Consider the following 26,329-nt stretch of genomic DNA (forward strand, 5'->3'; position numbering starts at 1 on the left):
CGCACCTCAAACATTTGCCGTAAACTCTATCCACTTGAATAGATGTCAAACGAACGGTAATTGTTGCATAGGGATCCCGAACTTTTGCGAATCGGGCTATCCAACAGCAAAAAGCCGGCAGCCTTCAGGCATACCGGCGATTTAAAACCTTCCCGAACGGAAGATCGAGTAAAGCAGCCAAATGACCATCAAAGCAGCGACAATAAAGCCGATTTCGATTGCGGGAATGTTCCAGAGGACGGTCGGCATCCGGGTGAGCGACGAGCCGATGATGAGACCGACCATGATAATGCTGAAGGCGAGCAACACGATGCTGAAAGACAGGCGGTTGCCGATTTGATCGAGCTTTTTCAGAATGTGCTCCGTTTCCGGTACGCTCATCTCCAATTTGAGCTTGCCCTTGCCGAGCAGGGTCAGCAAGCGGTTCACTTCTTTCGGGAGTCCGGTCAGGGCGTCAGCCAGATCGAAGACGCCGCCGACGAACCGTTTGCCGAGCCGCCGGGCCTCGAATTTCTCGAAAAGCAGCTTTTTGCCGAATGGCTCGGCCAAGTCGAGAATGCTCAGCTGAGGATCAAGGCTGATCGCCACGCCTTCCACCGTTAGCAGCGCCTTGCCGAGCAGAAGCAGATCCGGCGGTAAAATGATATGGTGCCGCTGGGCGGTCGCAAACAGGTCCGTCAACGCCTCGCCGATGCTGATCTCCGAGAACGGGATGTCGTAATACCGGTCATGCAGCCGCTGCAAATCGCGCCGCAGCATATCCAAATCGGCGTTGTCCTCCAGGAGCCCCATCCGCAAGATGGCCCGCAGCATCCCTTCGTTGCTGCGCCGCATCAAGGAAATAACCAAAGAAGACAGATGATCCCGCATTTCCGAGTTCAACCGGCCGACCATCCCGAAATCGATGAAGACGAGCCTGCCGTCAGGCAGCGCAAGCAAGTTTCCGGGGTGCGGGTCCGCATGAAAAACCCCGCCCGAAAAAATTTGCCGCAGCATCGCGTTCACGAGACGTTCGGCGATCTCGCCGGTGTCGAACCCGTTACGTTTCAGGTCGGCGATCCGGTTCAAATGGATCCCGTCCACAAAATCCATCGTCAACACTTTGGACGTTGAACAATGCCAATAGACCTCGGGGATGTAGACATCCTCGTCCTCCGCAAATTGCCTGCGGATCTTCTCCATATTCCGCCCTTCGATGCTGTAATCCAGCTCGGCCGTGATCGATCTGGAGAATTCCTCGACCATCTGAGGTATTTGGTAGCGGGTCACCCAGGCCCAATGCTTTTGGGCAATCGCCGTCAACTGCTTAAGAATGTCCAAATCCCTTTCCACCTGGGGGACGACGCCGGGACGCTGTATTTTGATCGCCACCGGTTCGCCGGTGACCAGCACCCCTTTGTGAACTTGCCCGATCGAAGCCGCGGCGAGCGGTTCCTCATCGAATTCGGAGAGGAGCTCGGAAACGGGCATGCCGAATTCCTGTTCCATAATCGCGAGCGCCTCGCTGGCCGGAAACGGGGGAACCTGGTCCTGCAGCTTGACGAGTTCATCGATAATCGGCCCGGGCAGCAAATCCGAGCGCGTGCTGGCCAACTGGCCCAGCTTGACGAATGTGGGACCCAGCTCTTCCATCACGAGCCGGATACGTTCGCCTAAGGTCAGGATTTCAGGCTCCGATTTGTGGATCCAACCGAGCGGTACGGCGACCAGGCGGGCCAACCCGATCTCCTCGGCCATATAGCCGAAGCCATGGCGCCCAAGCGCCATGGCGATTTCCCGGTATCGGCCGGTATGACGGACACGAAGTCTCATCGCTTCGTTTACGGCTGTTCAAGCTCGGCGAGCTTAATCTCCAGCTCGGCTACTCTGCGTGCCAGCTCCTCCACCTCTTTGGCCGAGGCGAGACCCATGGACTGAAGCACGGATTGTACCTGTTCGTTCACCAGTTCCTTGAGGCGGGATTGTTCCTCCGCCCCCCTATCGATCAGACGTTCCACAAGCTGTTTAGACTCCGAAGGGGCGAGCTCGCCGCGCTTCACCAAATCGTCGACAAAGCTTTCGACCTTCTCTTTGCTGACAATCGTAAGTCCCCATCCCAGCGAGATGGCCTTCTTTAGCAAATCGCTCATGTTTTAACATCCTTTCTCGAACTTTAATGGGACGCCTATAAAATGATCCTCTCCTTAGTAATACCCATGCTGCAGACAATTCCTACCTGGTTTCAATCCTGACGTCCGTCTTTGCCGAGAGGAACGGCCTCTCCGGCGTAATACCGGGCCAGTTCAATCATCATGCTGCCCATTCGTTCCTCCCGGGGAGCAATGACGCGGGGTACCCCCGCCTCAATCAACCCTTGGGCCGTCACCTTGCCGACCGCGACCGCAATGACCGGCCCGCGCAGCGCTTCCATCAGTTCGTCGCGCTTCCCCCGGGCTTTGGCGTGCTCGAACAAAAATCGAACCTGCGGACCGCTGGTGAAGGTTACCGCATCCGCCCCGCCTCCGATCAAGTCTTCAAGCAGGCGGTCCAATTCCTCCTCCGGCGGAGCGATATGCCGATATGGAAGCAGCTCCCGAAGCGTGGCCCCTTGCTCTTCAAGCCAGGCAGCCAGCCGGGGAGCCGGATCGCCGTGAAGCTGTAAAATGACGCTCTTGCCCTTAAAATCATATTCGGATAGCCCGCGGATCAACCCTTCCGTGCTGCCGTCATCATCTCTGACGAGCGTTGCCAGCTGGCGCTTTTTCAAGACATTCGCCGTTTTGTACCCTCTGGCCGCAAGCTGCCCGTTCCGCAAAAGCTCCCACCAGTCCGCCGCGATCCCCATATCCTCGGCCAAATCGAACAAAGCGTCGATCCCCATCCCTGTCGTAAATATCGCCCAATCGGGGGGATCGGCCACCCAGGAAACAAGGCCGTTTCGCAAATCAAGATCATTCAGCAGCACCGTTCCTTGCGCCGGTCTGAATAAAGGAATGCCCCCCAGGTTCTCGACCAGTTTGCCGAGCTCTTCGGCACGTCGCGGCCCGGTGAGCGCAATTCTTTTTCCTTCGAGTCTCCGTGCCATGGTTACCCCTCCTTTTTGGCCGCCAGCGGCCAATCTCTGTTATTAACAAGATTATACAATGAAACGATCGAAGTAAGTGAATGTTTCACGAACTTTGAGGAAGGGCTATTCCCACAGGCACAAAAAAAGAACCGTCCCGGCAAACCGGAACGATCCTTATTTATGTTCAATATATTCGATTTAATCGGCCAACCGGTATCCTACGCCTCTGACCGTGGCGATATACATGGAGTTTACGGCGCGATCGCCGAGCTTCTTGCGAAGACTCTTGATATGCACGTCCACGATGTTGCTGCCTCCCATGAATGAGGTGCCCCAAACCTCCGTCAGCAAATCCTCCCGGGACAACACCGCGCCTTCCCGCTCCAGCAGCTTGACCAGCAATTCATATTCGGTCTTGGTCAGGCTGATTTTGCTTCCGCTGCGGTAAACGGCCATCTTGCTCCGGTCGATCCAAAGGTCTTTGAAAATGGCCGGCGAAGAACCTGTCAGCAGTCTCGATCCCGGCGCACGTTTGCTGCCGGTACTGATAATCCGCTGAGCGCGGTACACGATTTCGCCCGAGCGGGCCGGGTATACGAGCAATTCGTGATTCAGCAGCCCTTGGTCGAGACGAGGCAGGAGATCTTCATTCACCAGAATCAGGGACGGCGTATCCCCCGTTTCCTGAATCAGCGTGTTTATCTGGGCCACTTCCTCAGGGTCGCGGAACGGAGTCAAATCCAGCACAAGCAAGTCTGCTGCCTGAGCATTCCGGATGCCTTGCTCCCAATGGTGAAAAACAAGAACATCGAAGCAGCCGTCCGACAAATCCGAGACCAGCTCATGAATTCCTCGGGGATAAGGGCTGACGAGAATAACGCGCTGCGTTACGGGGCACATCATCACTCCGTCGAACGGATCGTAATTCTGGGACGCCTGCTCATTTTTTTCCGGCCTCCGGAACGGGGTTACCGAACCGGTTTGCAACCGTGCGATGGTCTTCACTTCTTCTGCTGACATGTTGGACACACCCCTCCAAATACGACATGCGCATGATGGACGTCATACCCCGTCTCCTTGGCCACGGCTCCGCTCCATTCTTCGGGAACCTGGGTCATCACCTCGTCGACGCGCCCGCACACCTCGCACAAAATATGTTGATGATCATCCAGCTTGGCGTCGTATCGGCTCGCGGCTTCCCCGAGCTTCAATTCCCGGATCAACTCTTTGTCCGCCAAATAACGCAGCGAGTTATACACTGTTCCGTATGCAAAGTTGTAGCCTTGTTCCACCAGACGATTCATCACGTCCGCCGCAGTAGGATGATCATCGGCATTGCGGACGACATCGTATACAGCCTTGCGCTGGGTAGTCAGATTTAATGACTTCATCTATATCATCTTCCTTTTAAACCTCATTTTAGACTTAGTATAAGTCTTAATATATAAAAAGTCAATGCCCCGGAATGCTCCTAATACCCTTGAAGGTCGCCCGCTAGCACCTTGTTTCCCGCATGGTTGTTTGGCTGGTGAGGCCGGAGCCGCTTGGGAACGATGACGTCATCCGTTTGCTGCAATACTCACGTCTTTTGCCTCGCAATACCCCAGTATCTGCTTTTCATTCCGTTTCCATGCGGTTTCTTATCTCCTTACAGTGGTAATAATGAAACAATAAACCAAACAAGGAGGATCTCCTCATGAACAGCAGCTCGTTCATCTCTCCGGGGCTTCCCAAATATCCTCAGTCCATGTGGAGGGAGACTGTATCCGCCCCGTCTTTTCCCATTTTGAAGCAAGATATTGAAACGGACGTTCTCATTGTGGGAGCCGGTATTACCGGGATCACCTCCGCCTATGAGCTCACGAAAGCCGGGCTAAAGGTAGCGGTTGTGGATGCCGGCGAGATATTGAGCGGAACGACGGGCCACACGACCGCCAAAGTCACGTCCCAGCACGGATTAATTTACGATAGCCTGCTCAGCCATTTCGGCGAGGACGAGGCAAGGCTGTATTACGAGGCAAACGAAGAAGCCCTTGCTTATATCGATAAAAAAATCCGCGAGCACCAAATCGAATGCCAATTCAAACGGGAGGACGCGTATTTGTACGCCGATTCCGACGACCAGTTGAAACAGTTGAAGAAAGAATGGGACGCTTACTTAAAGCTCGGCCTTCCGGGGGAATGGCATGATACCATTCCGCTTCCGTTCGCCGTTCAGGGAGCGATCAAACTTCCGGATCAAGCCCGCTTCCACCCGCTTCAGTATTTGCTTACGCTGCTGGATTCGTCGATCAAACGCGGTGCCGAATTCTATGAAAATTCCTGTCTGACGGATTCCGTCGAACAAACCGAAGACGGAAGACTCAAGCTGAAGACGGAATCAGGGATTCAGATTACGTGCAAGTATGCCGTATCGGCTTCTCATTACCCTTTTTATGACGGAGGCGGACTGTACTTTACCCGTTTGCATGCGGACCGTTCCTATGCCGTTGCCATAGAACCGGAAACGCCGTACGCCGGCGGAATGTACATCAATTGCGGGAATCCGAAGCGCTCGCTTCGGGCCGCGGAATTGGACGGCAAGGAAGTCATTATCGTCGGCGGAGAATCCCATAAAACCGGGCAGAGCGACTGTACGATCAAGCATTATGAGGAACTGGAAGCCTTCGGAGGCAAAACGTTCGGCGCAAAAAGCATTCCGTTCCGCTGGTCCGCCCAAGACCTTGCGACGATCGATCAGGTGCCTTATATCGGGCCGGTCACGTCGGGTCATCCGCATATCCTCATAGCTACCGGTTTCGCAAAATGGGGAATGTCGACCGGAACCTTGGCGGCTTTGATCATATCGGACCTCATTCTCGATAAGGCCAACCGGTATGCTTACCTGTTTACGCCGTCCCGCTTTAAACTCAATCCCGGCCTCAAGAACCTTACGATGCAAAACGCCAATGTCGCCAAGGAGTTGGTCGCTGGAAAGGTTGACCTGGTTCATAGAAAGGTCGAGGATCTGATGCCGGACGAAGGCGCGGCCGTCAAACACCTCGGCAAAAAGGCCGGCGCTTACCGGGACCCGGAAGGCAACATCCACCTCGTCGATACGACCTGCACGCATATGGGGTGCGAAGTCAAGTGGAATGAGGCTGAACGAACCTGGGACTGCCCGTGCCACGGATCCCGCTTCGGTTATGACGGGTCCGTGATCGAGGGCCCCGCTACGGAAAACCTGCCCCGGCTCAGCCCGCAGTACGGCTCTAGAGAGTAGTCCGATAAGACGGCTTGGATCCATGCACATCGGTCCGGCCGTCTATTTTCGTTCCGCTATGTTGCATTGATCAGTACTGTATGATATTATTTATTCCATAACTATTGATCAATATTCAGTACTTGCAATTAACAAACAGCAAAAGGGGCGATGTCATTTGGATATCAGTATCCAATTCAAGAAAGGCGCCCTGGAATTATGCGTGCTTGTGCTTATCCACGAGCGTGACCGCTACGGATATGAGCTGGCCCAGTCCGTATCCCGGCATATCGAAGTCGCGGAAGGCGCGCTATATCCCCTGCTCCGCAGGCTTGTCAACGAGGGCTATTGCACGACTTATCTCCAGGAATCTTCGGAAGGACCCCCACGTAAGTATTACAAGCTGACGCCCGAGGGGGAAGCATACATGCACAAGCTGGTCGTCGAGTGGAAGAAATTCGTGAGCAGCGTATCCAACTTAATCGAGAAAGGAAGCCGTTTATGAATAAGTATCAATTTATGGCGCAGCTTCACGATCATTTATCGGCCTTGCCCCCTGAAGAGCGCAACGAGCTGATGGAGGATTACGAAGCCCATTTCACCTTTGCCTTGCAAAACGGCAAAACGGAGGAGGAAATCGCGCTGGAGCTGGGGGATCCTGCCGAACTGGCCAGGGAAGCCATCGGAAACCGCTTTATCCCCAAAGAACCTGTCTATTGGTTCAATCCGGTTTCCGACGTCTCCCCGGGCGAAGAATTCAGGCCGCAACCGCCGGCCAAGCGCCGAGGCGGATTCGCGACCGCCATGGTTTACACCGGTCTCTTTTTTCTGAATTTGATCGCCGTTCCCTTGCTTCTGTCGGTTTGGTCCGTCGGAGTCGGCATAGCTGCCGGCGCCCTTGGGGGAATCATCAGTCCGCTTGCCCTAGGCTTGGAATATATCGCCGGAAACGGTTTTTTCCCTGCCAAAGGATATGCCGTCATCGCTTTGGTCGGCATCGGGATTCTGCTTGCGCTTGCCTCGCGCTACATGTTCAAGGGGCTGGTACGGCTTAGCAAAGGTTACTGGGCCTGGAATGTCCGGGCCGCCAAAGGAGGGGTATAATGAACACCAAGAAATGGTCTTTACTCGCGGTGATCCTGATTGCGATCGGGGTGGCCGGAATGGCATACCAGCAGTTTAAGTTCGGCGATGAAGAGCCGTATTTTCAGCAAAAATGGACGCTGGATTCTCTGGCATCGCTGGAAGTTAAAAGCAGCTACGACATGGACGTCGAATTTATCAAAAGCCCGGACGGGTCGAATTACATCGAAATCAGCGGAAATATGGCTGAGGATACGATCAAGAAGCTGAAGAAGTCCTCTTTCACCGGCCCTAAAGTCAACATCGACCTGACGGAAAACTTCGAGATCAGCTTTCTGAGCATTAATTTTCAATCGACCAAGCAGCATATGACCGTTGCGCTTGCGGATCCCGAAAAGGCGCTGGATCAAATCAAGTTCGAATTGCGCTCCAATAGCGGTAATTTCTCGGGAATCCATGCCAAGGATATTGAACTCAGCACTACTTCGGGGAATTTGACCGCATCCTCCATCATCGGCGAATCCCTGGAAATCGAAGCGACGTCGGGCAATATCAAAGCCTCCGATGTCCAAGGGGAAACCGAGATCGAAATCGGCTCCGGCAACATTAACGTGGAGCAGCTTAAAGGCAATCTTGATGCCAAAGGAACCTCCGGCAAAATTACCGTCAACGGCATCGAGGGATCGTTGAAAGCGGTCCTGACCTCTGGAGACACCAAGATTGACGGACTTGTGGGTCCCGCTACCCTTAAGACCACCTCCGGGAATGTAACGCTGAACGGGCAGCGCTCGGATTCGCTGGATATTTCGGTCGGATCCGGAAACGTCGATCTGTCCGCGGACGCCGAGTTTAAAGGCATTTACGATCTAAAAGCCTCCTCCGGCGATATTAAGGCTCCCGATTCTCCGCTGATCACCAAGGATGTCATCAAAGTTCGCACCACATCGGGGAACATCCGGGTCCGTTAAACCGGACTCGATTCAAGGCATCAAAAAAGGCTGAACCCACGTTTTCGAGAAAACGGTGTTCAGCCTTGATTTATATTAGGATGCGATAACCTGCGTCGTTTCTTGCGCGATGGCTTCGCGATAGGCTAGCAGTGAATGATAGATTACGGTATCCATCATCTGTGTGTCGGTGTCCGGTACCAGACGACGGGCAAAGTCCCATGCGTTCTCTTCAATCTGTAAGGCGATTTGCTTGCGTGCAAGCTCGCTCCCGCACGTGTCCAGCCGTTCGGATAAAGCGGGCAACTCGGTATCCTCCGCATGGCCCAGCTCATGGGCAAAAACGATGCGCAGCATTTGCTCGTATCCTTCAAGAGAGCCGAATAACGCGATGCACTGCTTCTTGATCTCGCCGAGATACATCGTGACCGTATGATCGGAAATGCTGTATTTTCCACCTACATTGCGGCCGCCGGGAAAACGCGACTTCATCGCGACGGAGACCTCGCTGCCTGACTTCTTCAGCAACTCGTCAAAGATTTGCTTCGCTGTTGTTCTTTCCAATTAAGTTCCCTTTCTTTGTCTTGAATTGACCTTCCGCGAGGAGCCATGACCAGATCCCGGCAGATGAGCCTAACGACGATTATAAAGGAAAACGTACTGGAAATAAACAACAAACCAACCATTACCCGAAAAAAAAGGGGCTGAAACATTACATTTTTTTGAACGATCGGGCGTAATGCCGAGATCCATGGCGTGCATTGTCAAATACTTGATTTTTCCATTCTTAGCGCATATACTGTCATTATCTTGTTTTATGTAAAGGAGGTGGGTAGAAGTGGATCGCAAGTTTGCTTGGAGTCGAATTAGCCAACTGCCTTTGGCAATGTTTGGCAATGTTCATGCTGTATCCGTTAACGGGATCAGTCTGTCCATTTTTAACAATTCGATATCCAAATCAAATTGCGAAATACCGCTCCTACCCTAACCTCACGGATCTATAAAAACGTGATGATTGAAGGCTGCAGGTTTTTCCTGCGGCCTTTTTTTGTTCTCTTGGAGCGGCATCGCCGAAGGAGTTAATTATAATGATGATTCAATGTGCTCAAATTCAAAAATATTACGGCGCCGAACTGGTGCTTAGCGATGTATCGTTCGAAATCAAGGAAGGCGAAACCGTCGGATTGATCGGCAGAAACGGGACCGGCAAAACAACGCTGATGCGTCTGTTGACGGGCAGCGAGGCCCCGGACCGGGGACAGTTGATGATCCGCAAGGATGCGGTCATCGGTTCGCTAGCGCAAATCCCGGATTACGGACGGGAGGAAACGGTTTACGACGTGCTGCGGTCGGCTTTTCGGCTGCTGCTCGAGGCCAAGGCGGAAATGGAGCGTTTGGAGGGCGAAATGTCCGCGGTTTCCGCAGACGAAAACATGGTCGCGATGGAACAGCTGCTCCGGCAATACGGAACCTTGCAGGAGGCTTTCGAACGGGGCGGCGGTTATGAAATCGAATCCGAGATCGACCGGATCGCGGGCGGGATCGGCATCCCGGCGAACCAGTATGACCGCCCCTTCTCTTCCCTGTCCGGCGGAGAAAAAACGAAGGTCGGCCTCGCCGTGATCCTGCTGCAAAAGCCGGATATATTGCTGCTCGACGAGCCGACCAACCATCTCGACATGGCTGCGATCGAATGGCTGGAGGGCTTCCTTCGCGCGTTCGACGGCACGGTCGTCGTCATTTCCCATGACCGCTATTTCCTGGACGCCGTCGCCGAAAAGATCATCGAAATCGAGGATGGCGAGGCGTTCACGTACCACTGCAACTACAGCAAATACAAGGAGGAGAAGGAAACCCGGCTGCTCCAACAGTTCGCCGATTATCAGGAGCAGCAAAAGAAAATCAAAAAGATGCAGGAAACGATCAAGCAGTTGATCGAATGGGGCAATCGTTCCAATCCGCCGAACCCGGGCTTCCACCGTCGCGCGGCCTCGATGCAGAAAGCGCTGGACCGCATGGTGAAGCTGAAAAGGCCGATTTTGGAGCGCAAACGGATCGATCTTCAATTGGAGCAATCGGACCGGTCCGGCAACGATGCGCTGGTCTTGACGGACGTCGGACAATCGGCCGGCGGCCGGAGGCTGTACGGCGGAGTGAGCCGCACGCTCCGCTATGGAGAAGCCGCCGCGCTGATCGGCGGCAACGGGGCCGGAAAGAGCACGCTGCTTAAGAGCATTCTCGGCCAAACCGTCCCCGATGAGGGGGAAATCCGCCTCGGCTCGCGGGTCGAGGTCGGCTATCTGGCCCAGGAGTCGGCTCCTGCGGATGAGGAAGGAACGGTCCTGCAGTATTTCCGCGACGAGCTGGGCATGGAGACGGGAGAAGCAAGGAACCAGCTGGCCCGGTTTCTTTTCTACGGCAGCGATGTGTTCAAGAAGGTACGCAGCTTGTCCGGCGGGGAATGGACGCGTCTTCGTCTGGCGATTCTGATGTATAGGAAGCCGAACCTGCTGCTGCTCGATGAACCGACGAACCATCTGGACATCGATTCCCGGGAAGCGTTGGAGGAAGCGCTGGAAGACTACCCCGGCTCCCTTTTGGCCGTCTCGCACGACCGCTATTTCATCAACAAAATCGCCGGGCAGGTCTGGCTGCTCGAAAGTGAGCGGCTGACCGTCACGCTGGGCAACTTCGACGATTTCCGGGCGGAGCGGCTGAAGCGCGGCGGACCGGTTACGTCCGGCGGTTCCGAAGCTTCGCGTCCGGCCGGGACCGCAGAGCGGAACGCTGCGGCCAAAGGGCCCGCGGCACACAAGGGCACGCCTACGGCTGTACCGGAGGCGGCTGGAGATGTCCGCCGCAAGCCGAAAGCGGCCAATCCGGCGGCGGTCGCCAAGCTGGAGCGCGACATCGCCGCCGCGGAGGCCGAGCTGGCGGCGCTGGACGCGGCTATGCTTGAGCCGGAGACGGCCTGCGACGCGGTACGGCTCGGCGAATTGATGGCCGCCCGCGAGGAATGCCAGCAGCGGATCGATGAAATGCTTGAACATTACATCGGGTTGGCCGATGCGTAACTTTACCATAAAGGAGAAGGATCCAGGGAACACGCAAACGACGCCGTATTTCACTTGCACCCCAAGGAGCCTCGCGTAAGGCTGCTCGCTGAGGCGGACCCGCGCATGGGCCGGCTCAGCGCGTTAACCGGCGAGCTCCGCACAAGTCCGCAGGGACCTCATTTTTCGGCGTTGGCGCGCTTTTCCGGAGAAACCCTGGATCAGAGGTATCTTAGCTTTATGTAACTTGAACCGTTCATTCTGCGTTTAATGATTGCACGGTCCTTAACATGGATATAAACTGATATAATGGGCTGAAAGGAAATGAAAGAGAATTTCAAGAGATAAGGAGTGGAGCAAAATTGTTCTCGCCAACAGGAATCAGCCGCAGGTCCAGGATGCTTTTGATCGGATCGATTGCCTTTGTCGGCATTCTTTCCTGCATCATCGTTCTTGCGTATAACAACTACTTTCTGCTGGGAGACCCGGTGAAACCGAACAATGATGACGTAAAATATATTCAAAGCGCACGGCTGCTCTTGAATGAAGGCGTACTGGCTTACAACACGAAGGAAAGACCTTCCGCTTTCATCATGCCGGGCATGCCGATGATGCTGGCCGGTTTCATGGCGGTCTTCGGCCAGGACCAGGGTGGCGTGATCGCGTTCCGGATTTTCCAATGTCTGCTGCAGGCGTTTTCCGTTTATCTGATCTTCTGGATCGGCAGGCGCATCTTCAATACGAGGGTCGGACTTATCGCCGCTGTTATAAGCGCGCTCTACTTGCCGGACTATTTTTCATCGGGGGTCATCCTATCCGAAACGACGTTCCGGACGATACTGCTCCTGATGGTTTGCGTCACCATACTGGCGCTTGAGCGAAACCGGACAAGCCTGTATATCCTGCTTGCCGTTTTGACTGCCGCCGCGGCCTACTTCAAGCCGCACGCTTCGCTTTATCCGGCGGTCTTCCTCGTCCTGTGGTGGAGAGAAAAGCTGCCTTGGCGGCTGATGCTGAAATATATGTCGCTGATGATCGTCGTTTACGCGGCATTGCTGACGCCTTGGTGGATCCGCAATTGGATCACGTTTCACGAGTTCATTCTTTTTACCAATTCGGGAGGCAGTCCTTTCCTGTTGGGAACGCGGATTCACGGGCAGCTGCCGCCGGCGGGATTTTTCGAGGAATACCCGCAATACGATCCGAAAACGCTGTTTCAAGGAGCGGACAGTACGGCGATTCAAAAAGGCAAAGATATTATCGCATACGGCTTCAAACACGAACCGCTAAAATACCTGTACTGGTTCACGCTCGGGAGATGGGTGGAGCTGTATTTCCATCCTTTCTATTCGCGCCCGATCTGGCCGGTCACCCGGCCTGTCATGAATGTGCTGCAAATCGCGCTCATGATCGTGAATATGGCCGGTATCGTTTGGGCTCTGATCAAATACCGCTGGTCCCGGCTGCTTCCGCTTGTGCTCGCGCTCGGATATTTTACGGTGATCTATCTGCCTTTCGTCGCCTTTAACCGCTACGGTTACCCGAACATGGCGATGCTTATTCTATTCGGCTCCTGTCTGATCGACGGGATCCTGCCGCGCGGAAGCAAGGTGTCCCTGCCACTTGAATCAAGGAGGTGATCCGTCACATGAAAACGCTGATTATTATTCCGGCATATAATGAGGAAGGCAGCATCGCGGCCGTGATCCGCGATATTCGCCGCCATGCGCCGGAGGCCGACATTATTGTGGTGAACGACGGGTCGACCGACCGGACGAAGCAGACGGCGGAAAATGCGGGCGCCAAGGTGCTGACGCTCCCTTACAATGTCGGCATCGGCGGCGGCATGCAGACAGGTTATTTGTATGCCCAACGGATGGGCTATGATATCGCGGTTCAGATGGATGCCGACGGACAGCACCCGGCTGAAGAGCTGCCGAAGCTGATTGCACTGGCGAAAGATTACGATCTGGTGATCGGTTCGAGATATGTGGAGGAGACCTCTTACCGTTCCTCAGCCATGCGGCGAGCGGGGATGGTCTTCTTTTCCGGCCTCGTTTCTCTGGTGACAAGGCAGCGCTTCACCGATACGACGAGCGGATTCCGGGCGGCCGGCCGGAAGGTGATCGATCTTTACGCCGAATATTACCCGACCGATTATCCCGAGGTGGAATCGATCGTTTATTTGAAGCGCAAAGGCTGCCGAATCGCCGAAGTCGCGACGGAAATGCATGACCGCCAAGCCGGAAAGTCCTCGATCACTCCATGGAAATCGGTATATTATATGGTTAAAGTAACGTTAGCCGTCCTGATGAGCGCGATCCGGCATGGCCATGCGGCGGTGTCCAAGCCATGACGATTTATATCCTCTCGGTTGGCATCGCCTTTCTGTTCCTGCTGCTCGTCCTCGAATTGGTCCGGAGACAAAAGCTAAGGGAACAGTATTCCCTGCTGTGGATTTTGTTCAGCGTAGGTCTGTTCATCGTGTCGTTTAACGTCTCTTTTATCGAATGGATTGCGGATCGGCTTGGGGTTAAATATGCCCCCGCCGTCCTGTTTCTGTTCGGATTGTTGTTTTGCTTTGCTTTCATACTTCATTTGACGATCGTCGTTACAAGGCTTACGTCCCAAGTGCTGCGTCTGACCCAGGAACTGACGATATTGAAAGAACGGGAGGGTCCTCATGGACAAAACGATTAGCTATCTTCTCTTGCTTGGCAACATTGTACTGCTGGTAACCGGCCAAATGCTGTTTAAAATCGGGCTGGGCCGTTCGGGAGGACTGCACTGGGGAAAACTCATCACCTCCCCTTCCGTCATCGGCGGCGTGGCCCTCTATGGCATCGCCACCCTGCTGTGGTTCGCGGTACTGACCCGGATGCCGTTGAGCGTGGCGTACCCGATGCAGGCTTTTGCTTACGTCCTGGCGATGATTCCCGCCTATTTCATGTTCAATGAGACGATTACGCCGACTAAGCTGGCCGGGGTCGCCGTCATTATGTTCGGCGTGTATTTATTGGCCAGATCTTGAATTGCACGGATGGGACCGGACTGGGTTGCGGCTTACCTGACCCAATCTGTTCTGCGAGGAAAGTTCAGGGTCCTGTGTATGAAATATCAACCATAATTAATGAAAAATAGGCGGTTTTGCTGATTGTATACGAAAAATCATACAGAAACGCCCCGTTATTCGATATAACATCATTTTGTGTACGAAATATCGTACAGAACCGCTCTTTTTAGGTCGGAACGCAAATTTATGTATGATTAATCATACAGGATAAAAAAAACCGTCGGAACCCATCGCTGTTCCGGCGGTTTTCGTTTATTTTTTCATATCGATCAGCTGTTTGACGGCTTTGTCGGTCTCTTCGATCCGGATCACCATCGGCTCGTTCTGGGCCGTTAGGGTATCGACCGTAGCGAGAAGCTCTTCCAGCGTTGCCGAAGATTGCTCGATCACCGCCACAAAATCGTTCACCGCATGCTCGATCTCCGAACTCGTTCCCTTCACCGTGTCGGCCAAAGCAGAGATTCCGGAAGCCCCTTCGGACAATTCGCCGACGCTTCGGTCGATCGTACCGAATGCCTGCTTGGTCTGATCGACAAGCTCCAGGCTGCGTTTCATGTTGTCCACGTTCTCGCTCAACCGGAGATGGGACAAGTCCGCCTGCCTTGTCGCTTGTCCGACATTATCGGTAATTTCCTTGGCCGAAGCATTCGTCATGTCCGCCAGCTTGCGGATTTCATGGGCCACCACTTCAAAGCCCCGTCCCTGTTCCCCGGCGCGGGCCGCCTCAATGCTCGCGTTCAGCGCCAGCAAACTCGTCTGGCCGGCGATTTCCTGAATGGAAGAAGTCAGCTCCGAAATGTGATGTATATTTGCGATAAGAGCACTGATGTCATTTTTCATGTCTTCCATATTGAGATGGAACCGGTCGATCGTTTCGGTTAATTGAGTGATGACCTCCGATCCATCGGTTGAAGCGTTGCGTGTCTTTTGGACGGCTTCCACCAATGTGGTAAGCGAAGCTAGCATCTCGTTGACCTTTTGATTGGATACAAAAATATTGTTCGAAATTGCGCCGATCGTTTCCGTTTGCACCGCCGATCCCGCTCGCCATTTCCTGAAACGCCCTATTCATTTCCCGGAACGAATGCTGGTTGTCGTGGCTGTTGTTTCGGATCTCGCTGATACTATTGGAGATGGTCAGCGTGGCTTCGGAAGTGATCTTTTCCCGTTCCAGCTCTTTGGCAAGCATTTCGGATGCGTTCTTGCTAAGCGTGTTCGCCTGGTTCAACATTCTCCGGCTTAAATTGGACTGAACCAAGAGGATGATGGATGTCAATACAAAGTAAAACAGGAAAATCGAAAAATCCGGGGAAAAGCCCTTCGCGTTACTGATGACGAGCAGAAGCAACCCGCCGCCAAAAGCGCTCCAGACGACTAAAGGCGTATTGTACATTAATCCGATACTCAGGACAAAAAAGGCCGAAACCTGCGTCGAACCGCTCGGTCCCCCTTGCAGCACCGGAATGATCGAGATGACGAACATGCCAAGGACCGAAATCATGGAAATCCAGTTTTCCTTTTTCTTGAGTAGATGAAGGAACCAGATCACTGCCACCAAAATCAAGCCGGGGGCCAGGATTTCGAGAGCGGTCCAGCCTCCCACATGAAGTCCCATGAGCATAAAGATAGTCAGACCTACCGTAAGAGAAACCATAAAACAAATCATTTGATTTCTTTTCCGTAAATCCTTGTAGATAAATTGATCTTTTATTGGCTGTTCTTCCATACACATTCCTCCCGCACAGATGAAAAAAAGATAATAAGATATTATCGGAGACTTCTGTCGAAATGTGTAGATTCTGCTCGAATAAATGTAAATTAATAACGTATTTTAAAAACAATTCTCAAACATGCCAGCGAATTTCATATTCGCAGTGGTCATCCCCGCAAACATTGCATTTCGTTTCCCTTACGCTCACCCTCCGGTTCATGATTTTACCTAAGGCCCCTTCGAGAATCGCTCCCTCCAAATCGCACACTTTCTTCTCTTCCATGATCGGCAGCCCTTTGCAGAAACAATCCTCTACAACCACTTTCATCATCTTCCCGTCCCGGGTTGTCACCTTCGGCAGCCCGATGCGAAGCAATGCAAACATCTCGAGCAGCTCCTCCTCGGTGGAAACGGGCAGACTTTCCCCGATCTTTCTTCCGATCGACGCGGTGGTCCCTCTCCCTTCCAGCGGGAGACCCTCCCGCATTCCGATCAACCGGATCGCCCGGAACAATTCCAGCGGCACCTCGTTACCGAGCCTGCTGCGCTCAATTCTTTTTAAATCCTCAAATGAAAAGTTACCCATGTCGTAGACCTCCGTTTTATGCGGCAAAGTAAGTGAATAATGAAAATTTAACGCGTTTCCCCCTTAGGGTCCTTGATCTGCGTCAAGTTTCGGTATAAACCGCGGTCCTAGGTATTCGGCTACAAAAAAAAGACCGTGCTCCGGTTTCCCGGGGAACGGTCTTTTTGTTATTTCGATCCGGATTTGGTCAGTTCGTCAAGGCTTCGGAATTCATAGCCCTGACGCCGGGCCTCGTCGATAATCGATCCGAGCGCGGCTGCGTTATCTTTGGAAACGGAATGCAGCAGGATCACTGCCCCGGGGTGAAGCTGGGAAACGACCTTTTGATAGGCGTAATCGGCTCCCTTCTGATCCTTCACGTCCCAGTCCTTGTATGCAATGGACCAGAATACGTTCGTATAGCCGAGTTCCTTCGTTACCTGCAGCACCCGATCGCTGAAAATCCCCCGCGGAGGCCGCAAATAACGCATTTTATCCGTCCCCGTCAGCGGGGCCGCCGCCTGTTTGACCCGGTCAAGCTCCTCCTTGATGCGGGTATCCGGTATCGTCGTCATATCCGGGTGGCTCCAGGAATGATTGCCGACCAGATGGCCTTCCGCCGCCATCCGTTTGACGAGATCAGGCTGATCCTTCACATAGTGCCCGGTAATAAAAAAGATCGCGGGGACCTTTTTGGCCTTCAACGTATCGAGAATCGGCGCCGTGAACCCGTTCTCGTACCCGTTGTCAAAGGTAAGGAACAAATCTTTCCGGGACGTATCTCCGAGAAAAATGGCCCCATGCTTGTCCACGATCCCTTTGAAGCCTTCCTCGTTGATGGAGGGAAGCTGTCCGCCCGTACTTCTTTTAAAACCGAAGTGGTACGGTGTGTCCACTGCTACGGCGGCTGAGGCGGCATTCCCCGCAGATGCAGGATTCAAAAGCATGCTTGCCAGAAGCCCGGCGATTAAGGCAACCTTCATTACGAAAGCTCTCTCCTTTTTCACATGGATTGCACAGTTTGGGTTCTTGGTGCTTTCCTTAATTTTCGCCTGGGGTGCCGGGAATATGCACGTTTCCTCTCGAGTTTCTTCGATTTGCTTCCGCCAAACCGCTAACGCTTCTCACGGCCGCTATATCGCCTCAATTACTCCTTTTACACTTTTAACGCTTGCCACGATCTCTATTTGGCCAATCCCAGTGCGCTAACCTACCCTTTTAGCCAAATAAGCGCATCAGCAAGCGTTAAACATTGCAAAATCGCAAATTTGTCCCGATTAGCGTCCCTGATAAGCTTTACAATCCACAGCCGCAACTTGTCGAGCCGCATGAGTCCTCACAATCTTGCTTCCCCAAACCGCTAACGCTTCTCACAGCCGCTAAATCGCCTCAATTACTCCTTTTTGCATGTTCATTATCTGCCAAGTGACTGTGCTTGCGGCCGTAAGAGAAATAGACGCACAAGCCGATGGCCATCCAAACGAGAAATGCGATCCACGTAATCCCCGGAAGGCTGATCAGCAGATATCCGCAAGTGGCTACCGCGATTAGCGGAACCAGCGGCACGAAAGGAACTTTGAACGAACGATTCAGGTCCGGGCGAGTTTTCCGAAGAATGATCACCCCCATCGATACGGAAATAAAGGCGAACAGCGTTCCGATACTGACGAGATCGGCCAGCCGGTTGAGCGGAATCAATCCGGCAAAGACGGCGACGATAATCCCCGTCACCCAGGTACTGAAGACAGGCGCTCCCGTTTTAGAATGAAGCCGGGCCAATTTATCGGGGAGAAGTCCGTCGCGCCCGATCGCGTAAAAGAGCCGGGTTTGCCCGAACAACAAGACGAACAGCACCGTCGTGATGCCGACGATGGCTCCCAGCGAAATAAAGCCCGCCACCCAATTCTGGTGGATGAACTGCAGCGCGAAGGCAACCGGGTTTTTCACGTCCAGCAGGTGGTAGGGTACGATTCCCGTAAGTACGGCAGTCACCAATATATACAGCAATGAGCATACCGCCAAGGACCATAAGATGCCTTTCGGCAAATCCTTCTGCGGGTTTCTGACCTCCTCCGCGGCGGTAGCCACCACATCGAAGCCGATATAAGCCAAAAACGCGGTGGCTGCCCCCGTAACCACGCCGCTAAATCCGAACGGCATAAACGGCGTCCAGTTCGACGGCTTGACGTAGAATACGCCGACAATGACGAACAGAGCGATAACGGCAATTTTAATGATAACCATAATGGAGTTGAGCCTGGTCGATTCTTTCGCCCCGCGCGAGACGATCCAGGTCAGAAACAGGACGATCAGTACGGCAGGCAAATCAAAATACGTGCCGCCCGCCGGATTAAAGGCGCTGCTGAGCGCTTTGGGAATCTCCAGGCCGAAGCCGGACAGCAGGCCCTGAAAATATCCGGACCATCCGCTGGCAACCATGGATGCGGCAAAACCATATTCCAGGATTAAGTCCCATCCGAGAATCCAGGCAATGATCTCACCGAATGTCGCGTAACTGTACGTATAAGCACTCCCCGAAACGGGAACCATCGAGGCGAATTCGGCATAGCACAAAGCGCAGAAGGCGCATACGATTCCGGCCAAAAGAAAGGACAGCACCAGTCCGGGCCCGGCATGATTCGCGGCGGCCACCCCGGTCAGCACGAAGATCCCCGTACCCACCACGCAGCCGATGCCGAGCATCGTCAAATCGAACGCGCCAAGCTCCTTCTTTAATCCTGCCTGGCTGGCGGCCGCCTTTTCCTGAAGCATGGAAGTGATTGATTTTCTTCTGAACACACTCATCTAAGTTATCCCCTGTCTGTCGCACTTTGAAGTATTAAAGTTTAAAGTCACAATTGAATATTATATATAAACCGCCCCTGCCTGGAAAGTATCTAGTAAACGTTAGTTTAGCCGATCGGTGAACGTTTTATGGATAATGCTTCTTGCGCAAACCGGATCCATTCCCGGGAGGCAAATGACAGATAACGATCCTCGCGCCAAACGATGCCCAGCTTCCATGGTATGGACGGATTGACCAATTGCAAAATCCTCACCCGTTCTTGGTCCACCTCGCGGCAGATCGTTTCCGGCAGCAGTGTAATCCCCAGGCCGACGGCAACCATTTCGCTGATGAGATCCCATTGGGAGCTTTCGTAAATGATTCGGGGTTGAAAGCCCGCTTTGGCGCACTCGGCAATGATCCGGTCATGCAGCGTAAAGTCTTCCCGGAACAAAACGAACCCTTCCTCGGCGAGCTCGGCCAAATCCGCCTTCTGCCGCATGGCCAAACGATGGTTTAAAGGAACGACGAGATTCAGCTTTTCCTCGACAAACGGAAAACTGTTCAACCCCTCCTGAACGGTCGGCAAGACGACAACCCCCACGTCCAGAAGACCGGCCGCCACGTCGGATTCCACTTTTTTGGCGCCGTCTTCAAACAGTTGGATCGTGATCTCCGGGTAACGTTCGTGAAATCCCCCGATCACCCTCGGAAAAAAGCTGACCCCCACCATCGGCGGCAAGCCGATCCGAATATGTCCTTTCTTCAGATTCCGCAAATCGTCGAGCTCGGCCATCAGGTTCTGAAAAGAAGCTACAATCTGCTGCGCTTGCTGGACGATCAGCTGCCCCGCATCCGTCAACTCGATCGTTTTGCCGATCCGGTCGAACAGAACCACGCCTAGATCCTCTTCCATGCTTTTGATCGTTTTGCTGATCGTGGGCTGCGTAATATAGAGCGCCTCCGCGGCTTTGGTGAAGCTTTTCAAACGCGCGACTTCAAGCAGATACTGCATTTGGCGGATATCCATGACGGTGGTCGGTCCCTTCTTTGCCGTTTCCATAGACAAACGGAATGTTATTCATTCAGTATATTCATTTTACCCATGAAAATATATGATGTATCATTTCATTATCAACTTTCAGAAAGGAGCGGAAAACCGTGAAACATTTTCAAATCATTTGCAAGATTGTTCTTCAAGTAGCGCTTCTGCTCCTGTTTTCGCTAGCCATGAATTTCCTGGCAAAGGCGCTGCACCTGCCGATTCCCGGCTCGATCCTGGGAATTATCGTGCTGTTCGCCTTGTTGAAAATGAACATCATTAAGCTGTCATGGATTGAAGCGGGAGCCAACTGGCTGCTTGCCGAACTGCTTTTGTTTTTTATTCCCGCCGCTGTCGGCGTCATGAAATATTTCCCCTTGCTGGAGCATGACGGGGTGCGCATTATGATCGTGGTCATTGCCAGCACCGTGGCCGTGATGGCCAGTTCTGGCCTGGTCGCTTCGCGTATCGCCAAAAGAAAGGAGCATAAGCTGACATGATCGCCGGATGGATTTGCCTTATCATTACGCTGGTCGTTTACGGCCTGTCCAAGCAGCTTTATCGGATACGGCCTCGGGTCTATCTCTCTCCGCTGTTGATTACCCCGCTAGTGCTGGTTATCGGCTTAGTTTGGACCCAGGTTCCTTATGAAACCTACGAGTCCGGGGGCAAATGGCTCAGCGCCATGCTGCAGCCGGCAACGATCGCTTTTGCGGTGCCGCTTTATAAATATTACAACGTGCTGAAAAAACATGCGCTGGAAATTCTCGTCAGCGTGCTAAGCGGTTCTGTCATCGCCATGCTTTCCTCCGCGATTCTGGCGGAATGGATGCATCTGGACAGCAAGCTGGTTACGAGTCTGATCCCCCGTTCGGTAACTACACCGATCGCGATGAGCGTTTCGCAAGTGATTGGCGGGGTGCCCAATATCACGGCCGTTTTCGTGATTATTACCGGTCTCCTCGGGGCGATGCTCGGTCCGCTCATTATGAAGCTGTTCCGGATCGAGGGCGAAGTGGCCCGCGGCGTCTTGTTCGGCACCAGCGCTCACGGCACCGGGACTTCAAAAGCGTTCGAGCTCAGCTCGCTGACGGGCACGATCTCCAGCATCTCGATGATTGTGGCGGCGCTGTTTACGCTGGGCGTGGCTCCAATGCTGATATCGGTGTTATTCCGCTAATATGGTTTCCTCCTAATTTTCTATATATAGATTCTCTTCTTGGACCTCGCCTTACGGCGGGGTCGTTTTTTTATGCGCGGTCAATGATCCTCTTGACGATGCCGATAAATGTATGGAGGGCGTAACATCTTCAATAGCTTGCGCGCTCCTCACCTTTTCACACGAATAGATGGAAAACTTCCCGCTAATTTCACTAGTTCTTGCGATCCCTCATGAATAGCAGGAAAACCTCCCTCTAATTCGTCGAAAAGCGTGCCTTAACTGCCAAAACCATCTAATTAACAGGCGTTTTTCCCGTTATTACAGGCCATCATGCTTTATTAACCAAATTAGAGGGAGAAATTCCGGCTATTTATTTTGAAAAAGGAAAGGTGAAAATATGAAGAGAAGGCTAGTTGGGTTCATTCTATCTTTCGCGCTGTTGGGAGGGACCATTGGATGCTCCACGGATTCAAACCGTCCTGGCCAAGGCTCCGGCAACGACTCTCTGGGACAATGGATCCGGCAAATCCCCCAGGCGGAAGCCGGCGAGTTCCCGACTCCCGAGGCCGTCATCCATGCTTTTATCGAGGCCGTGAATGACAATGATTACGACAACGCGTTGAAGTGCTTTCCAATCGCCCAATACGTGGAGGCTTATACATTGGAGGTTCACTACAAATCCAGGCTTTCTTATTCGCCCGAAGACCCATCGGATCCGCTACCGTTAAATGACGCGCAGAATTTCTTGCTGCTGTTTACGGGTTATCATGCGATTTGGAATCAATTCTTCAACACATTATTAATGGATTCCCATCCAGAGCTTGAAGGGTTTGAAATTGTAAAGGATGACCCCGAAGCGCAAAATAAATTGGATCAGTTAGAAACTCAACTTTCGCACCTTGAAAATTAGTGTTAAGCCTTGATATGACTAGGATTTCTTATTGAAAAATCTCGTTCTTGACAGAAAAACACCTTTCCGTTTGGTAAAATGGAAGTAGCTAAACAAACCATTCCAAACAGAAAGGTGCGTAACTCTATGGTACAACACAACTTCCTGTCTGAAAAGGGCCAAGAACGAATCTCGACTTTATTTTCCGCTTTGCAAATCGGACAACTGTTGCGCAAAGCCGGCATTTCCAAGTCGTTCGGATTGTCCAGTCTTGCCATCTTTCAGCTGATCTTTACGCTCGTGTTTGAAGGGCGCAATTGGTTTCGTCTTCTGCATAGCGACCGCCGCCAGTCGTTGCCTGGCAAAGATGTAGTCTATCGATTCTTAAACCATCCACGCTTTGCCTGGCGACGATTTTTGCATGCCTTGAGTCTGAAGGTCGTTCAGCATTTTGATTCCTTAACCTCTTCGTCCCGCGTTCGGACGTTCATCATTGATGATTCGGTTCTTCGCAGGGATCGCAGCAAGAAAGCCGAGTTGCTTGCCCGCATCTTCGATCATACGACGGGGAGATATGCTCGCGGCTACAACATGCTCACGCTCGGATGGTCGGATGGCTTCAGCTTTGCGCCCATCGATTTTGTCATGCTCAGCTCGGCCAAGCTGACGAATCGCTTTTGCGAGATGAAGGAACGTCTGTCCAAGCGTACCCAAGGCTACAAACGCCGCATCGAGGCGCTTTCACGCAAACCGGATGCCGTGGCGGCTCTGCTTGATCGAGCGATTCAGGCTGGATTTAGCGCTGACTTTGTCCTGATGGACAGTTGGTTTACCCAAGCGCCTCTGTTGCGTGAACTGATGGCGAAAGGTCTGCATGTCATTGGGATGGTCAAGGCGATGAAACAACGATACCGGTTCGACGGAAAAAGCCTGACGCTCCATGAACTGTATGCCCTGTTGCCAAAGCAGAAAAACAAAGAAATCCTTGGCTCGGTCATCGTTCAAACCGCCTGCGGTTTGCCGATCAAATTGGTCTTTGTGCAAAACCGCCATCGGCGGCGGGATTGGCTGGTTCTGCTCAGCACCGATTTGGCGTTGGAAGAGGCTGAAATCGTTCGCATCTACGGCATGCGTTGGAGCATTGAGACGTTCTTCAAATTTGCCAAATCGTACCTGAAGCTGGGAACGGAGTTTCAAGGTCGTTCGTTTGATATGCTCATCAGCCACACCACGATCGTGTTTACCCGTTATCTCGTAATGGAATGGGAACGCCGTCACAACAACGACGCGCGGTCGTTGGGCGGTCTGTTTTTCCTGTTTTCCGACGAAGTTCGAGACCTGGATCTCAAAACGGCTTTGCAGCATCTGATCGCATTTTTCATGGCGTTCACGGAAGCGAAATCCAAACGGGATCAGTCTGCCGTTGTATGTCAACTCCAGCAATGGATTGCGAGTTTGCCCAATTATATCAAGGCTTTGTTCGGAAAATTAAGCTGCGAAAGTTGAGTTAGAAAGTATGGAGCTCACAAGCAAATTCTCCGTATTGAACACAAAGGAAGTTGAAGGAATGCAAATGGGAGAAGTCCATAAAGCGATGCATATCGAGGAACGGAAGACGCTGGAAACCCAACTGAAAATCGGCGATGAACGGACTGCCGTCGTTTATTTCTTTGTGGACAGGATCGGATCGAACTGGTTTATCACTAATGCACTTGTTTCCGGTCAGCGATTTGACGAAAGGTACGTGTTCTAAAGATTTAACCACAGCTTAACCCCCCGTTGACTCCCCGATAATCCCTCTTTCCTAAACTGGGAGAGATTGCGAATAGGCGGTTCGTTCGATGAGCCGCCTGCTTATTTAGCATCTTTCGAACATAGGGAGGAGACATTTCGTGAATACCACCGTTCAAAATCCGCCGACTCCTGCGATATCCTCTGCTCCCGGGCAGACGGCGCGCCGAAAAACCTGGAAGCTTTCCCGCTTGAAGGAGCCCGCGCTGGCTTATCTGTTTCTGGCCCCGTCGCTGCTTCTGTTCGGCCTGTTCCTGTTGTATCCGCTGATCCGCTCCGTCTACCTCAGCCTCTTTCTCACCGATCCGCGGGGAAATATCGCCGTTTTCGTAGGTTTCGATAATTTCCGGCAGCTTCTGACCTCATCCCGGTTTTGGGACAGCCTGGCCGTGACCGGCAAATTCGCGCTGTTTACCGTTCCCGGCGGGATCGTACTCGGCCTGGTAATGGCCGCTCTTGCGGGTTCCAGACTCAAAGGCATGCGCGTGTTCCAGTTTATCTACTCATTGCCTCTGGCGCTTTCGGTAAGTACGTCCGCCGTGATCTGGATGATGCTGTTTCATCCCACGCTCGGCATGTTCAATTACTTTCTCGATCTGCTCGGCCTCCCGGCCGTACAATGGCTGACCGACCCGAAGTGGGCCCTGCTCTCCATATCCGTCATGACGATCTGGATGAATTCCGGCTTTAACTTTATCGTGCTGCTCAGCGGGCTACAGGGCGTTCCCGACGAAATGTACGACAGCGCCAAAATCGACGGCGCCGGTCCTGTGCGTACCTTCGTGCAAATCGTTCTGCCGCTCCTGTCGCCGGTTATCTTTTTCCTTCTGGTCGTGTCCCTGATCGGGTCCTTCCAGGCCTTCGGGCAGATGCACATCCTCACGAAAGGCGGTCCGGCAGGGGCCACCGAGGTGCTCGTCTTTTCCATCTATAAAGAAGCGTTCGTCAACTACCAATTCGGCACGGGGAGCGCCATCGCGATTCTGCTGTTCCTGCTCATTCTGGCGCTGACGCTGATTCAGTTCAAGTTTGTGGAAAAGAAGGTGCATTACCAATGATGACCGTCATGTCCCGTCCGCTGAAAAGCGGCATCGTCTATGTGGTTTTGGTTCTGTTGGCGGCGTTTATCGTTTACCCGATCTTTTACACGTTTCTGTCCGTCTTCATGACTCCTGAGGAAGCGAATCTGTTTCCGCCCAGACTATGGCCGTCTAGCTTGTATCTCGGCAACCTTGAAACGGTGATTGACCTGATCCCGGTCGGCCGCTTCATCCTGAACAGCTTCCTCGTTTCCGGTCTGGTCATGATCGGGCAGCTGATTACGGCCAGCCTGGCTGCGTACGCTTTTGCGTTTATCTCCTTTCGCGGCAAAGCGTTATGGTTTGCATTGTTCCTGTCGACCATGATGATTCCTTGGGAAGTGACGATGATCCCGAACTTCCTGCTGATCAAGTCCTGGAATTGGCTGGACACGTATCAGGGGATGGTTTTCCCGTTCCTGGCTTCGGCGTTCGGCGTATTCCTGCTGCGGCAGTTCTTCCTGCAGTTGCCCAAAGAACTGTTCGAAGCGGCCCGGATCGACGGTTGCGGCCATTTTCGCTATTTTGCCAGCATCATTGTGCCGCTGTCCCGTCCCGGACTGGCTACGCTGGCCGTCTATGCCTTCCTGAATACATGGAATATGTATTTATGGCCGCTTCTGATCACGAACACGCCGCAAATGCGCACGGTGCAAATCGGGGTGAGCATGCTCCAGTTCGAGGAATTTACCGCCTGGAATCTCGTATTGACCGGGGTGGCTCTCGTGCTTCTGCCGTCCTTGCTGCTCATCGCCCTCGGCCTGAAGCAGCTGGTCCGCGGCCTGACGGCCGGAGCGGTTAAGGGATAAATTCCCGCCCTCGGCGGCGGTTTTACATATATGCACGTTAAAATTCAATAATC

At 53.0% G+C, this 26,329-nt stretch carries 29 protein-coding genes; 17 read left to right on the plus strand and 12 right to left on the minus strand.

Going from position 1 to position 26,329, the window contains the following annotated elements:
- Nucleotides 1-141: 141 nt before the first annotated feature.
- From ACSFXJ_RS23985 to ACSFXJ_RS24005, 5 genes are all read right to left on the minus strand, one after another.
- Nucleotides 142-1,812 (minus strand): ABC1 kinase family protein, encoded by a 1,671-nt coding sequence (locus ACSFXJ_RS23985; protein WP_435922815.1) that lies wholly within the window; start codon nt 1,810-1,812, stop codon nt 142-144.
- Between the two features lie 8 nt (nt 1,813-1,820).
- Nucleotides 1,821-2,129: a phasin family protein gene (locus ACSFXJ_RS23990; protein ID WP_435922816.1), complete on the minus strand. Its 309-nt coding sequence runs from the start codon at nt 2,127-2,129 to the stop codon at nt 1,821-1,823.
- A gap of 92 nt (nt 2,130-2,221) precedes the next feature.
- Nucleotides 2,222-3,064 (minus strand): uroporphyrinogen-III synthase, encoded by an 843-nt coding sequence (locus ACSFXJ_RS23995; RefSeq protein WP_435922817.1) that lies wholly within the window; start codon nt 3,062-3,064, stop codon nt 2,222-2,224.
- Between the two features lie 180 nt (nt 3,065-3,244).
- Complete coding sequence (locus ACSFXJ_RS24000) at nt 3,245-4,066, minus strand: winged helix-turn-helix transcriptional regulator (RefSeq protein WP_435922818.1); 822 nt, start codon at nt 4,064-4,066, stop codon at nt 3,245-3,247.
- The gene (locus ACSFXJ_RS24005; protein WP_435922819.1) at nt 4,048-4,437 is read right to left on the minus strand and encodes a Fur family transcriptional regulator; all 390 of its coding nucleotides are present in this window, start codon (nt 4,435-4,437) and stop codon (nt 4,048-4,050) included. The genes ACSFXJ_RS24000 and ACSFXJ_RS24005 overlap by 19 nt, the downstream gene beginning before the upstream one ends.
- A gap of 305 nt (nt 4,438-4,742) precedes the next feature.
- Here ACSFXJ_RS24005 and ACSFXJ_RS24010 point away from each other — a divergent pair, with 305 nt between their 5' ends.
- From ACSFXJ_RS24010 to ACSFXJ_RS24025, 4 genes are all read left to right on the plus strand, one after another.
- Nucleotides 4,743-6,308: an FAD-dependent oxidoreductase gene (locus ACSFXJ_RS24010; RefSeq protein WP_435922820.1), complete on the plus strand. Its 1,566-nt coding sequence runs from the start codon at nt 4,743-4,745 to the stop codon at nt 6,306-6,308.
- Between the two features lie 157 nt (nt 6,309-6,465).
- Nucleotides 6,466-6,792, plus strand: a complete 327-nt coding sequence (locus tag ACSFXJ_RS24015; RefSeq protein WP_435922821.1) for a PadR family transcriptional regulator — start codon at nt 6,466-6,468, stop codon at nt 6,790-6,792.
- A complete protein-coding gene (locus tag ACSFXJ_RS24020; protein ID WP_435922822.1) occupies nt 6,789-7,391 on the plus strand; it encodes a DUF1700 domain-containing protein in 603 nt (200 codons plus the stop codon). The genes ACSFXJ_RS24015 and ACSFXJ_RS24020 overlap by 4 nt, the downstream gene beginning before the upstream one ends.
- On the plus strand, nt 7,391-8,338 hold the full coding sequence (locus ACSFXJ_RS24025; RefSeq protein WP_435922823.1) for a DUF4097 family beta strand repeat-containing protein: 948 nt from the start codon (nt 7,391-7,393) through the stop codon (nt 8,336-8,338). The genes ACSFXJ_RS24020 and ACSFXJ_RS24025 overlap by 1 nt, the downstream gene beginning before the upstream one ends.
- A gap of 75 nt (nt 8,339-8,413) precedes the next feature.
- On the opposite strand, the gene ACSFXJ_RS24030 is transcribed toward ACSFXJ_RS24025, so the two are convergent.
- Nucleotides 8,414-8,881, minus strand: coding sequence for a hypothetical protein (locus ACSFXJ_RS24030; protein ID WP_435922824.1), 468 nt, complete (start codon nt 8,879-8,881; stop codon nt 8,414-8,416).
- Nucleotides 8,882-9,203: 322 nt separating this feature from the next.
- Between ACSFXJ_RS24030 and ACSFXJ_RS24035 the strand changes: the two genes are divergently transcribed.
- The 6 genes from ACSFXJ_RS24035 to ACSFXJ_RS24060 all read left to right on the plus strand — a co-directional run bounded on the left by ACSFXJ_RS24035 (nt 9,204) and on the right by ACSFXJ_RS24060 (nt 14,401).
- Nucleotides 9,204-9,305 carry an RAxF-45 family protein gene (locus ACSFXJ_RS24035; RefSeq protein ID WP_435925849.1) on the plus strand — a complete coding sequence of 34 codons (102 nt, stop codon included), beginning with the start codon at nt 9,204-9,206 and terminating at the stop codon, nt 9,303-9,305.
- 100 nt (nt 9,306-9,405) lie between these two features.
- The gene (abc-f, locus tag ACSFXJ_RS24040; protein WP_435922825.1) at nt 9,406-11,391 is read left to right on the plus strand and encodes a ribosomal protection-like ABC-F family protein; all 1,986 of its coding nucleotides are present in this window, start codon (nt 9,406-9,408) and stop codon (nt 11,389-11,391) included.
- Nucleotides 11,392-11,732: 341 nt separating this feature from the next.
- Nucleotides 11,733-13,010 (plus strand): ArnT family glycosyltransferase, encoded by a 1,278-nt coding sequence (locus ACSFXJ_RS24045; protein ID WP_435922826.1) that lies wholly within the window; start codon nt 11,733-11,735, stop codon nt 13,008-13,010.
- An 8-nt stretch (nt 13,011-13,018) separates the two neighbouring features.
- A complete protein-coding gene (locus tag ACSFXJ_RS24050; RefSeq protein WP_435922827.1) occupies nt 13,019-13,726 on the plus strand; it encodes a glycosyltransferase family 2 protein in 708 nt (235 codons plus the stop codon).
- The gene (locus ACSFXJ_RS24055) at nt 13,723-14,070 is read left to right on the plus strand and encodes a DUF2304 domain-containing protein (RefSeq protein ID WP_435922828.1); all 348 of its coding nucleotides are present in this window, start codon (nt 13,723-13,725) and stop codon (nt 14,068-14,070) included. Before ACSFXJ_RS24050 ends, ACSFXJ_RS24055 begins: the two co-directional genes overlap by 4 nt.
- Nucleotides 14,054-14,401, plus strand: coding sequence for an EamA family transporter (locus ACSFXJ_RS24060; protein WP_435922829.1), 348 nt, complete (start codon nt 14,054-14,056; stop codon nt 14,399-14,401). The genes ACSFXJ_RS24055 and ACSFXJ_RS24060 overlap by 17 nt, the downstream gene beginning before the upstream one ends.
- A 294-nt stretch (nt 14,402-14,695) precedes the next feature.
- On the opposite strand, the gene ACSFXJ_RS24065 is transcribed toward ACSFXJ_RS24060, so the two are convergent.
- The 6 genes from ACSFXJ_RS24065 to cidR form a co-directional block, all read right to left on the minus strand.
- On the minus strand, nt 14,696-15,283 hold the full coding sequence (locus tag ACSFXJ_RS24065) for a methyl-accepting chemotaxis protein (RefSeq protein ID WP_435922830.1): 588 nt from the start codon (nt 15,281-15,283) through the stop codon (nt 14,696-14,698).
- On the minus strand, nt 15,273-16,169 hold the full coding sequence (locus ACSFXJ_RS24070; RefSeq protein WP_435922831.1) for a hypothetical protein: 897 nt from the start codon (nt 16,167-16,169) through the stop codon (nt 15,273-15,275). Before ACSFXJ_RS24070 ends, ACSFXJ_RS24065 begins: the two co-directional genes overlap by 11 nt.
- A 118-nt stretch (nt 16,170-16,287) precedes the next feature.
- On the minus strand, nt 16,288-16,740 hold the full coding sequence (locus tag ACSFXJ_RS24075) for a V4R domain-containing protein (protein ID WP_435922832.1): 453 nt from the start codon (nt 16,738-16,740) through the stop codon (nt 16,288-16,290).
- A 167-nt stretch (nt 16,741-16,907) separates the two neighbouring features.
- The gene (gene pdaA / locus ACSFXJ_RS24080) at nt 16,908-17,702 is read right to left on the minus strand and encodes a delta-lactam-biosynthetic de-N-acetylase (protein WP_435922833.1); all 795 of its coding nucleotides are present in this window, start codon (nt 17,700-17,702) and stop codon (nt 16,908-16,910) included.
- Between the two features lie 406 nt (nt 17,703-18,108).
- Nucleotides 18,109-19,524, minus strand: a complete 1,416-nt coding sequence (locus tag ACSFXJ_RS24085; RefSeq protein ID WP_435922834.1) for an amino acid permease — start codon at nt 19,522-19,524, stop codon at nt 18,109-18,111.
- A 107-nt stretch (nt 19,525-19,631) separates the two neighbouring features.
- Nucleotides 19,632-20,534, minus strand: a complete 903-nt coding sequence (gene cidR / locus ACSFXJ_RS24090) for a cidABC operon transcriptional activator CidR (RefSeq protein ID WP_435925850.1) — start codon at nt 20,532-20,534, stop codon at nt 19,632-19,634.
- 200 nt (nt 20,535-20,734) lie between these two features.
- Here cidR and ACSFXJ_RS24095 point away from each other — a divergent pair, with 200 nt between their 5' ends.
- The 7 genes from ACSFXJ_RS24095 to ACSFXJ_RS24125 all read left to right on the plus strand — a co-directional run bounded on the left by ACSFXJ_RS24095 (nt 20,735) and on the right by ACSFXJ_RS24125 (nt 26,276).
- Entirely contained in the window at nt 20,735-21,046 is a 312-nt protein-coding gene (locus tag ACSFXJ_RS24095; RefSeq protein WP_435925851.1) for a CidA/LrgA family protein, read from the plus strand.
- The gene (locus tag ACSFXJ_RS24100; RefSeq protein WP_435922835.1) at nt 21,043-21,726 is read left to right on the plus strand and encodes a CidB/LrgB family autolysis modulator; all 684 of its coding nucleotides are present in this window, start codon (nt 21,043-21,045) and stop codon (nt 21,724-21,726) included. The genes ACSFXJ_RS24095 and ACSFXJ_RS24100 overlap by 4 nt, the downstream gene beginning before the upstream one ends.
- A 379-nt stretch (nt 21,727-22,105) precedes the next feature.
- Nucleotides 22,106-22,618 (plus strand): hypothetical protein, encoded by a 513-nt coding sequence (locus tag ACSFXJ_RS24105; protein ID WP_435922836.1) that lies wholly within the window; start codon nt 22,106-22,108, stop codon nt 22,616-22,618.
- 126 nt (nt 22,619-22,744) lie between these two features.
- Nucleotides 22,745-24,103, plus strand: a complete 1,359-nt coding sequence (locus ACSFXJ_RS24110) for an IS4 family transposase (RefSeq protein ID WP_435922015.1) — start codon at nt 22,745-22,747, stop codon at nt 24,101-24,103.
- Between the two features lie 61 nt (nt 24,104-24,164).
- Nucleotides 24,165-24,350 carry a hypothetical protein gene (locus tag ACSFXJ_RS24115; protein ID WP_435922837.1) on the plus strand — a complete coding sequence of 62 codons (186 nt, stop codon included), beginning with the start codon at nt 24,165-24,167 and terminating at the stop codon, nt 24,348-24,350.
- Nucleotides 24,351-24,525: 175 nt separating this feature from the next.
- The gene (locus ACSFXJ_RS24120) at nt 24,526-25,446 is read left to right on the plus strand and encodes a carbohydrate ABC transporter permease (RefSeq protein WP_435925852.1); all 921 of its coding nucleotides are present in this window, start codon (nt 24,526-24,528) and stop codon (nt 25,444-25,446) included.
- Between the two features lie 8 nt (nt 25,447-25,454).
- Nucleotides 25,455-26,276 carry a carbohydrate ABC transporter permease gene (locus ACSFXJ_RS24125; protein ID WP_435925853.1) on the plus strand — a complete coding sequence of 274 codons (822 nt, stop codon included), beginning with the start codon at nt 25,455-25,457 and terminating at the stop codon, nt 26,274-26,276.
- Nucleotides 26,277-26,329: the final 53 nt, after the last annotated feature.

This window comes from Paenibacillus salivarius, assembly GCF_051307165.1.
GTDB lineage: Bacteria > Bacillota > Bacilli > Paenibacillales > Paenibacillaceae > Fontibacillus.

Bases quoted from the DNA above. Each gene is read 5' to 3' on its own strand.
- ACSFXJ_RS23985 (WP_435922815.1), bottom strand. From the start codon at position 1,812: ATGAGACTTCGTGTCCGTCATACCGGCCGATACCGGGAAATCGCCATG.
- ACSFXJ_RS23990 (WP_435922816.1), bottom strand. From the start codon at position 2,129: ATGAGCGATTTGCTAAAGAAGGCCATCTCGCTGGGATGGGGACTTACG.
- ACSFXJ_RS23995 (WP_435922817.1), bottom strand. From the start codon at position 3,064: ATGGCACGGAGACTCGAAGGAAAAAGAATTGCGCTCACCGGGCCGCGA.
- ACSFXJ_RS24000 (WP_435922818.1), bottom strand. From the start codon at position 4,066: ATGTCAGCAGAAGAAGTGAAGACCATCGCACGGTTGCAAACCGGTTCG.
- ACSFXJ_RS24005 (WP_435922819.1), bottom strand. From the start codon at position 4,437: ATGAAGTCATTAAATCTGACTACCCAGCGCAAGGCTGTATACGATGTC.
- ACSFXJ_RS24010 (WP_435922820.1), top strand. From the start codon at position 4,743: ATGAACAGCAGCTCGTTCATCTCTCCGGGGCTTCCCAAATATCCTCAG.
- ACSFXJ_RS24020 (WP_435922822.1), top strand. From the start codon at position 6,789: ATGAATAAGTATCAATTTATGGCGCAGCTTCACGATCATTTATCGGCC.
- ACSFXJ_RS24025 (WP_435922823.1), top strand. From the start codon at position 7,391: ATGAACACCAAGAAATGGTCTTTACTCGCGGTGATCCTGATTGCGATC.
- ACSFXJ_RS24035 (WP_435925849.1), top strand. From the start codon at position 9,204: ATGTTTGGCAATGTTCATGCTGTATCCGTTAACGGGATCAGTCTGTCC.
- abc-f (WP_435922825.1), top strand. From the start codon at position 9,406: ATGATGATTCAATGTGCTCAAATTCAAAAATATTACGGCGCCGAACTG.
- ACSFXJ_RS24050 (WP_435922827.1), top strand. From the start codon at position 13,019: ATGAAAACGCTGATTATTATTCCGGCATATAATGAGGAAGGCAGCATC.
- ACSFXJ_RS24055 (WP_435922828.1), top strand. From the start codon at position 13,723: ATGACGATTTATATCCTCTCGGTTGGCATCGCCTTTCTGTTCCTGCTG.
- ACSFXJ_RS24060 (WP_435922829.1), top strand. From the start codon at position 14,054: ATGGACAAAACGATTAGCTATCTTCTCTTGCTTGGCAACATTGTACTG.
- ACSFXJ_RS24065 (WP_435922830.1), bottom strand. From the start codon at position 15,283: ATGAAAAATGACATCAGTGCTCTTATCGCAAATATACATCACATTTCG.
- ACSFXJ_RS24070 (WP_435922831.1), bottom strand. From the start codon at position 16,169: ATGGAAGAACAGCCAATAAAAGATCAATTTATCTACAAGGATTTACGG.
- ACSFXJ_RS24075 (WP_435922832.1), bottom strand. From the start codon at position 16,740: ATGGGTAACTTTTCATTTGAGGATTTAAAAAGAATTGAGCGCAGCAGG.
- pdaA (WP_435922833.1), bottom strand. From the start codon at position 17,702: ATGAAGGTTGCCTTAATCGCCGGGCTTCTGGCAAGCATGCTTTTGAAT.
- ACSFXJ_RS24085 (WP_435922834.1), bottom strand. From the start codon at position 19,524: ATGAGTGTGTTCAGAAGAAAATCAATCACTTCCATGCTTCAGGAAAAG.
- cidR (WP_435925850.1), bottom strand. From the start codon at position 20,534: ATGGATATCCGCCAAATGCAGTATCTGCTTGAAGTCGCGCGTTTGAAA.
- ACSFXJ_RS24095 (WP_435925851.1), top strand. From the start codon at position 20,735: ATGAATTTCCTGGCAAAGGCGCTGCACCTGCCGATTCCCGGCTCGATC.
- ACSFXJ_RS24100 (WP_435922835.1), top strand. From the start codon at position 21,043: ATGATCGCCGGATGGATTTGCCTTATCATTACGCTGGTCGTTTACGGC.
- ACSFXJ_RS24105 (WP_435922836.1), top strand. From the start codon at position 22,106: ATGAAGAGAAGGCTAGTTGGGTTCATTCTATCTTTCGCGCTGTTGGGA.
- ACSFXJ_RS24110 (WP_435922015.1), top strand. From the start codon at position 22,745: ATGGTACAACACAACTTCCTGTCTGAAAAGGGCCAAGAACGAATCTCG.
- ACSFXJ_RS24115 (WP_435922837.1), top strand. From the start codon at position 24,165: ATGCAAATGGGAGAAGTCCATAAAGCGATGCATATCGAGGAACGGAAG.
- ACSFXJ_RS24125 (WP_435925853.1), top strand. From the start codon at position 25,455: ATGTCCCGTCCGCTGAAAAGCGGCATCGTCTATGTGGTTTTGGTTCTG.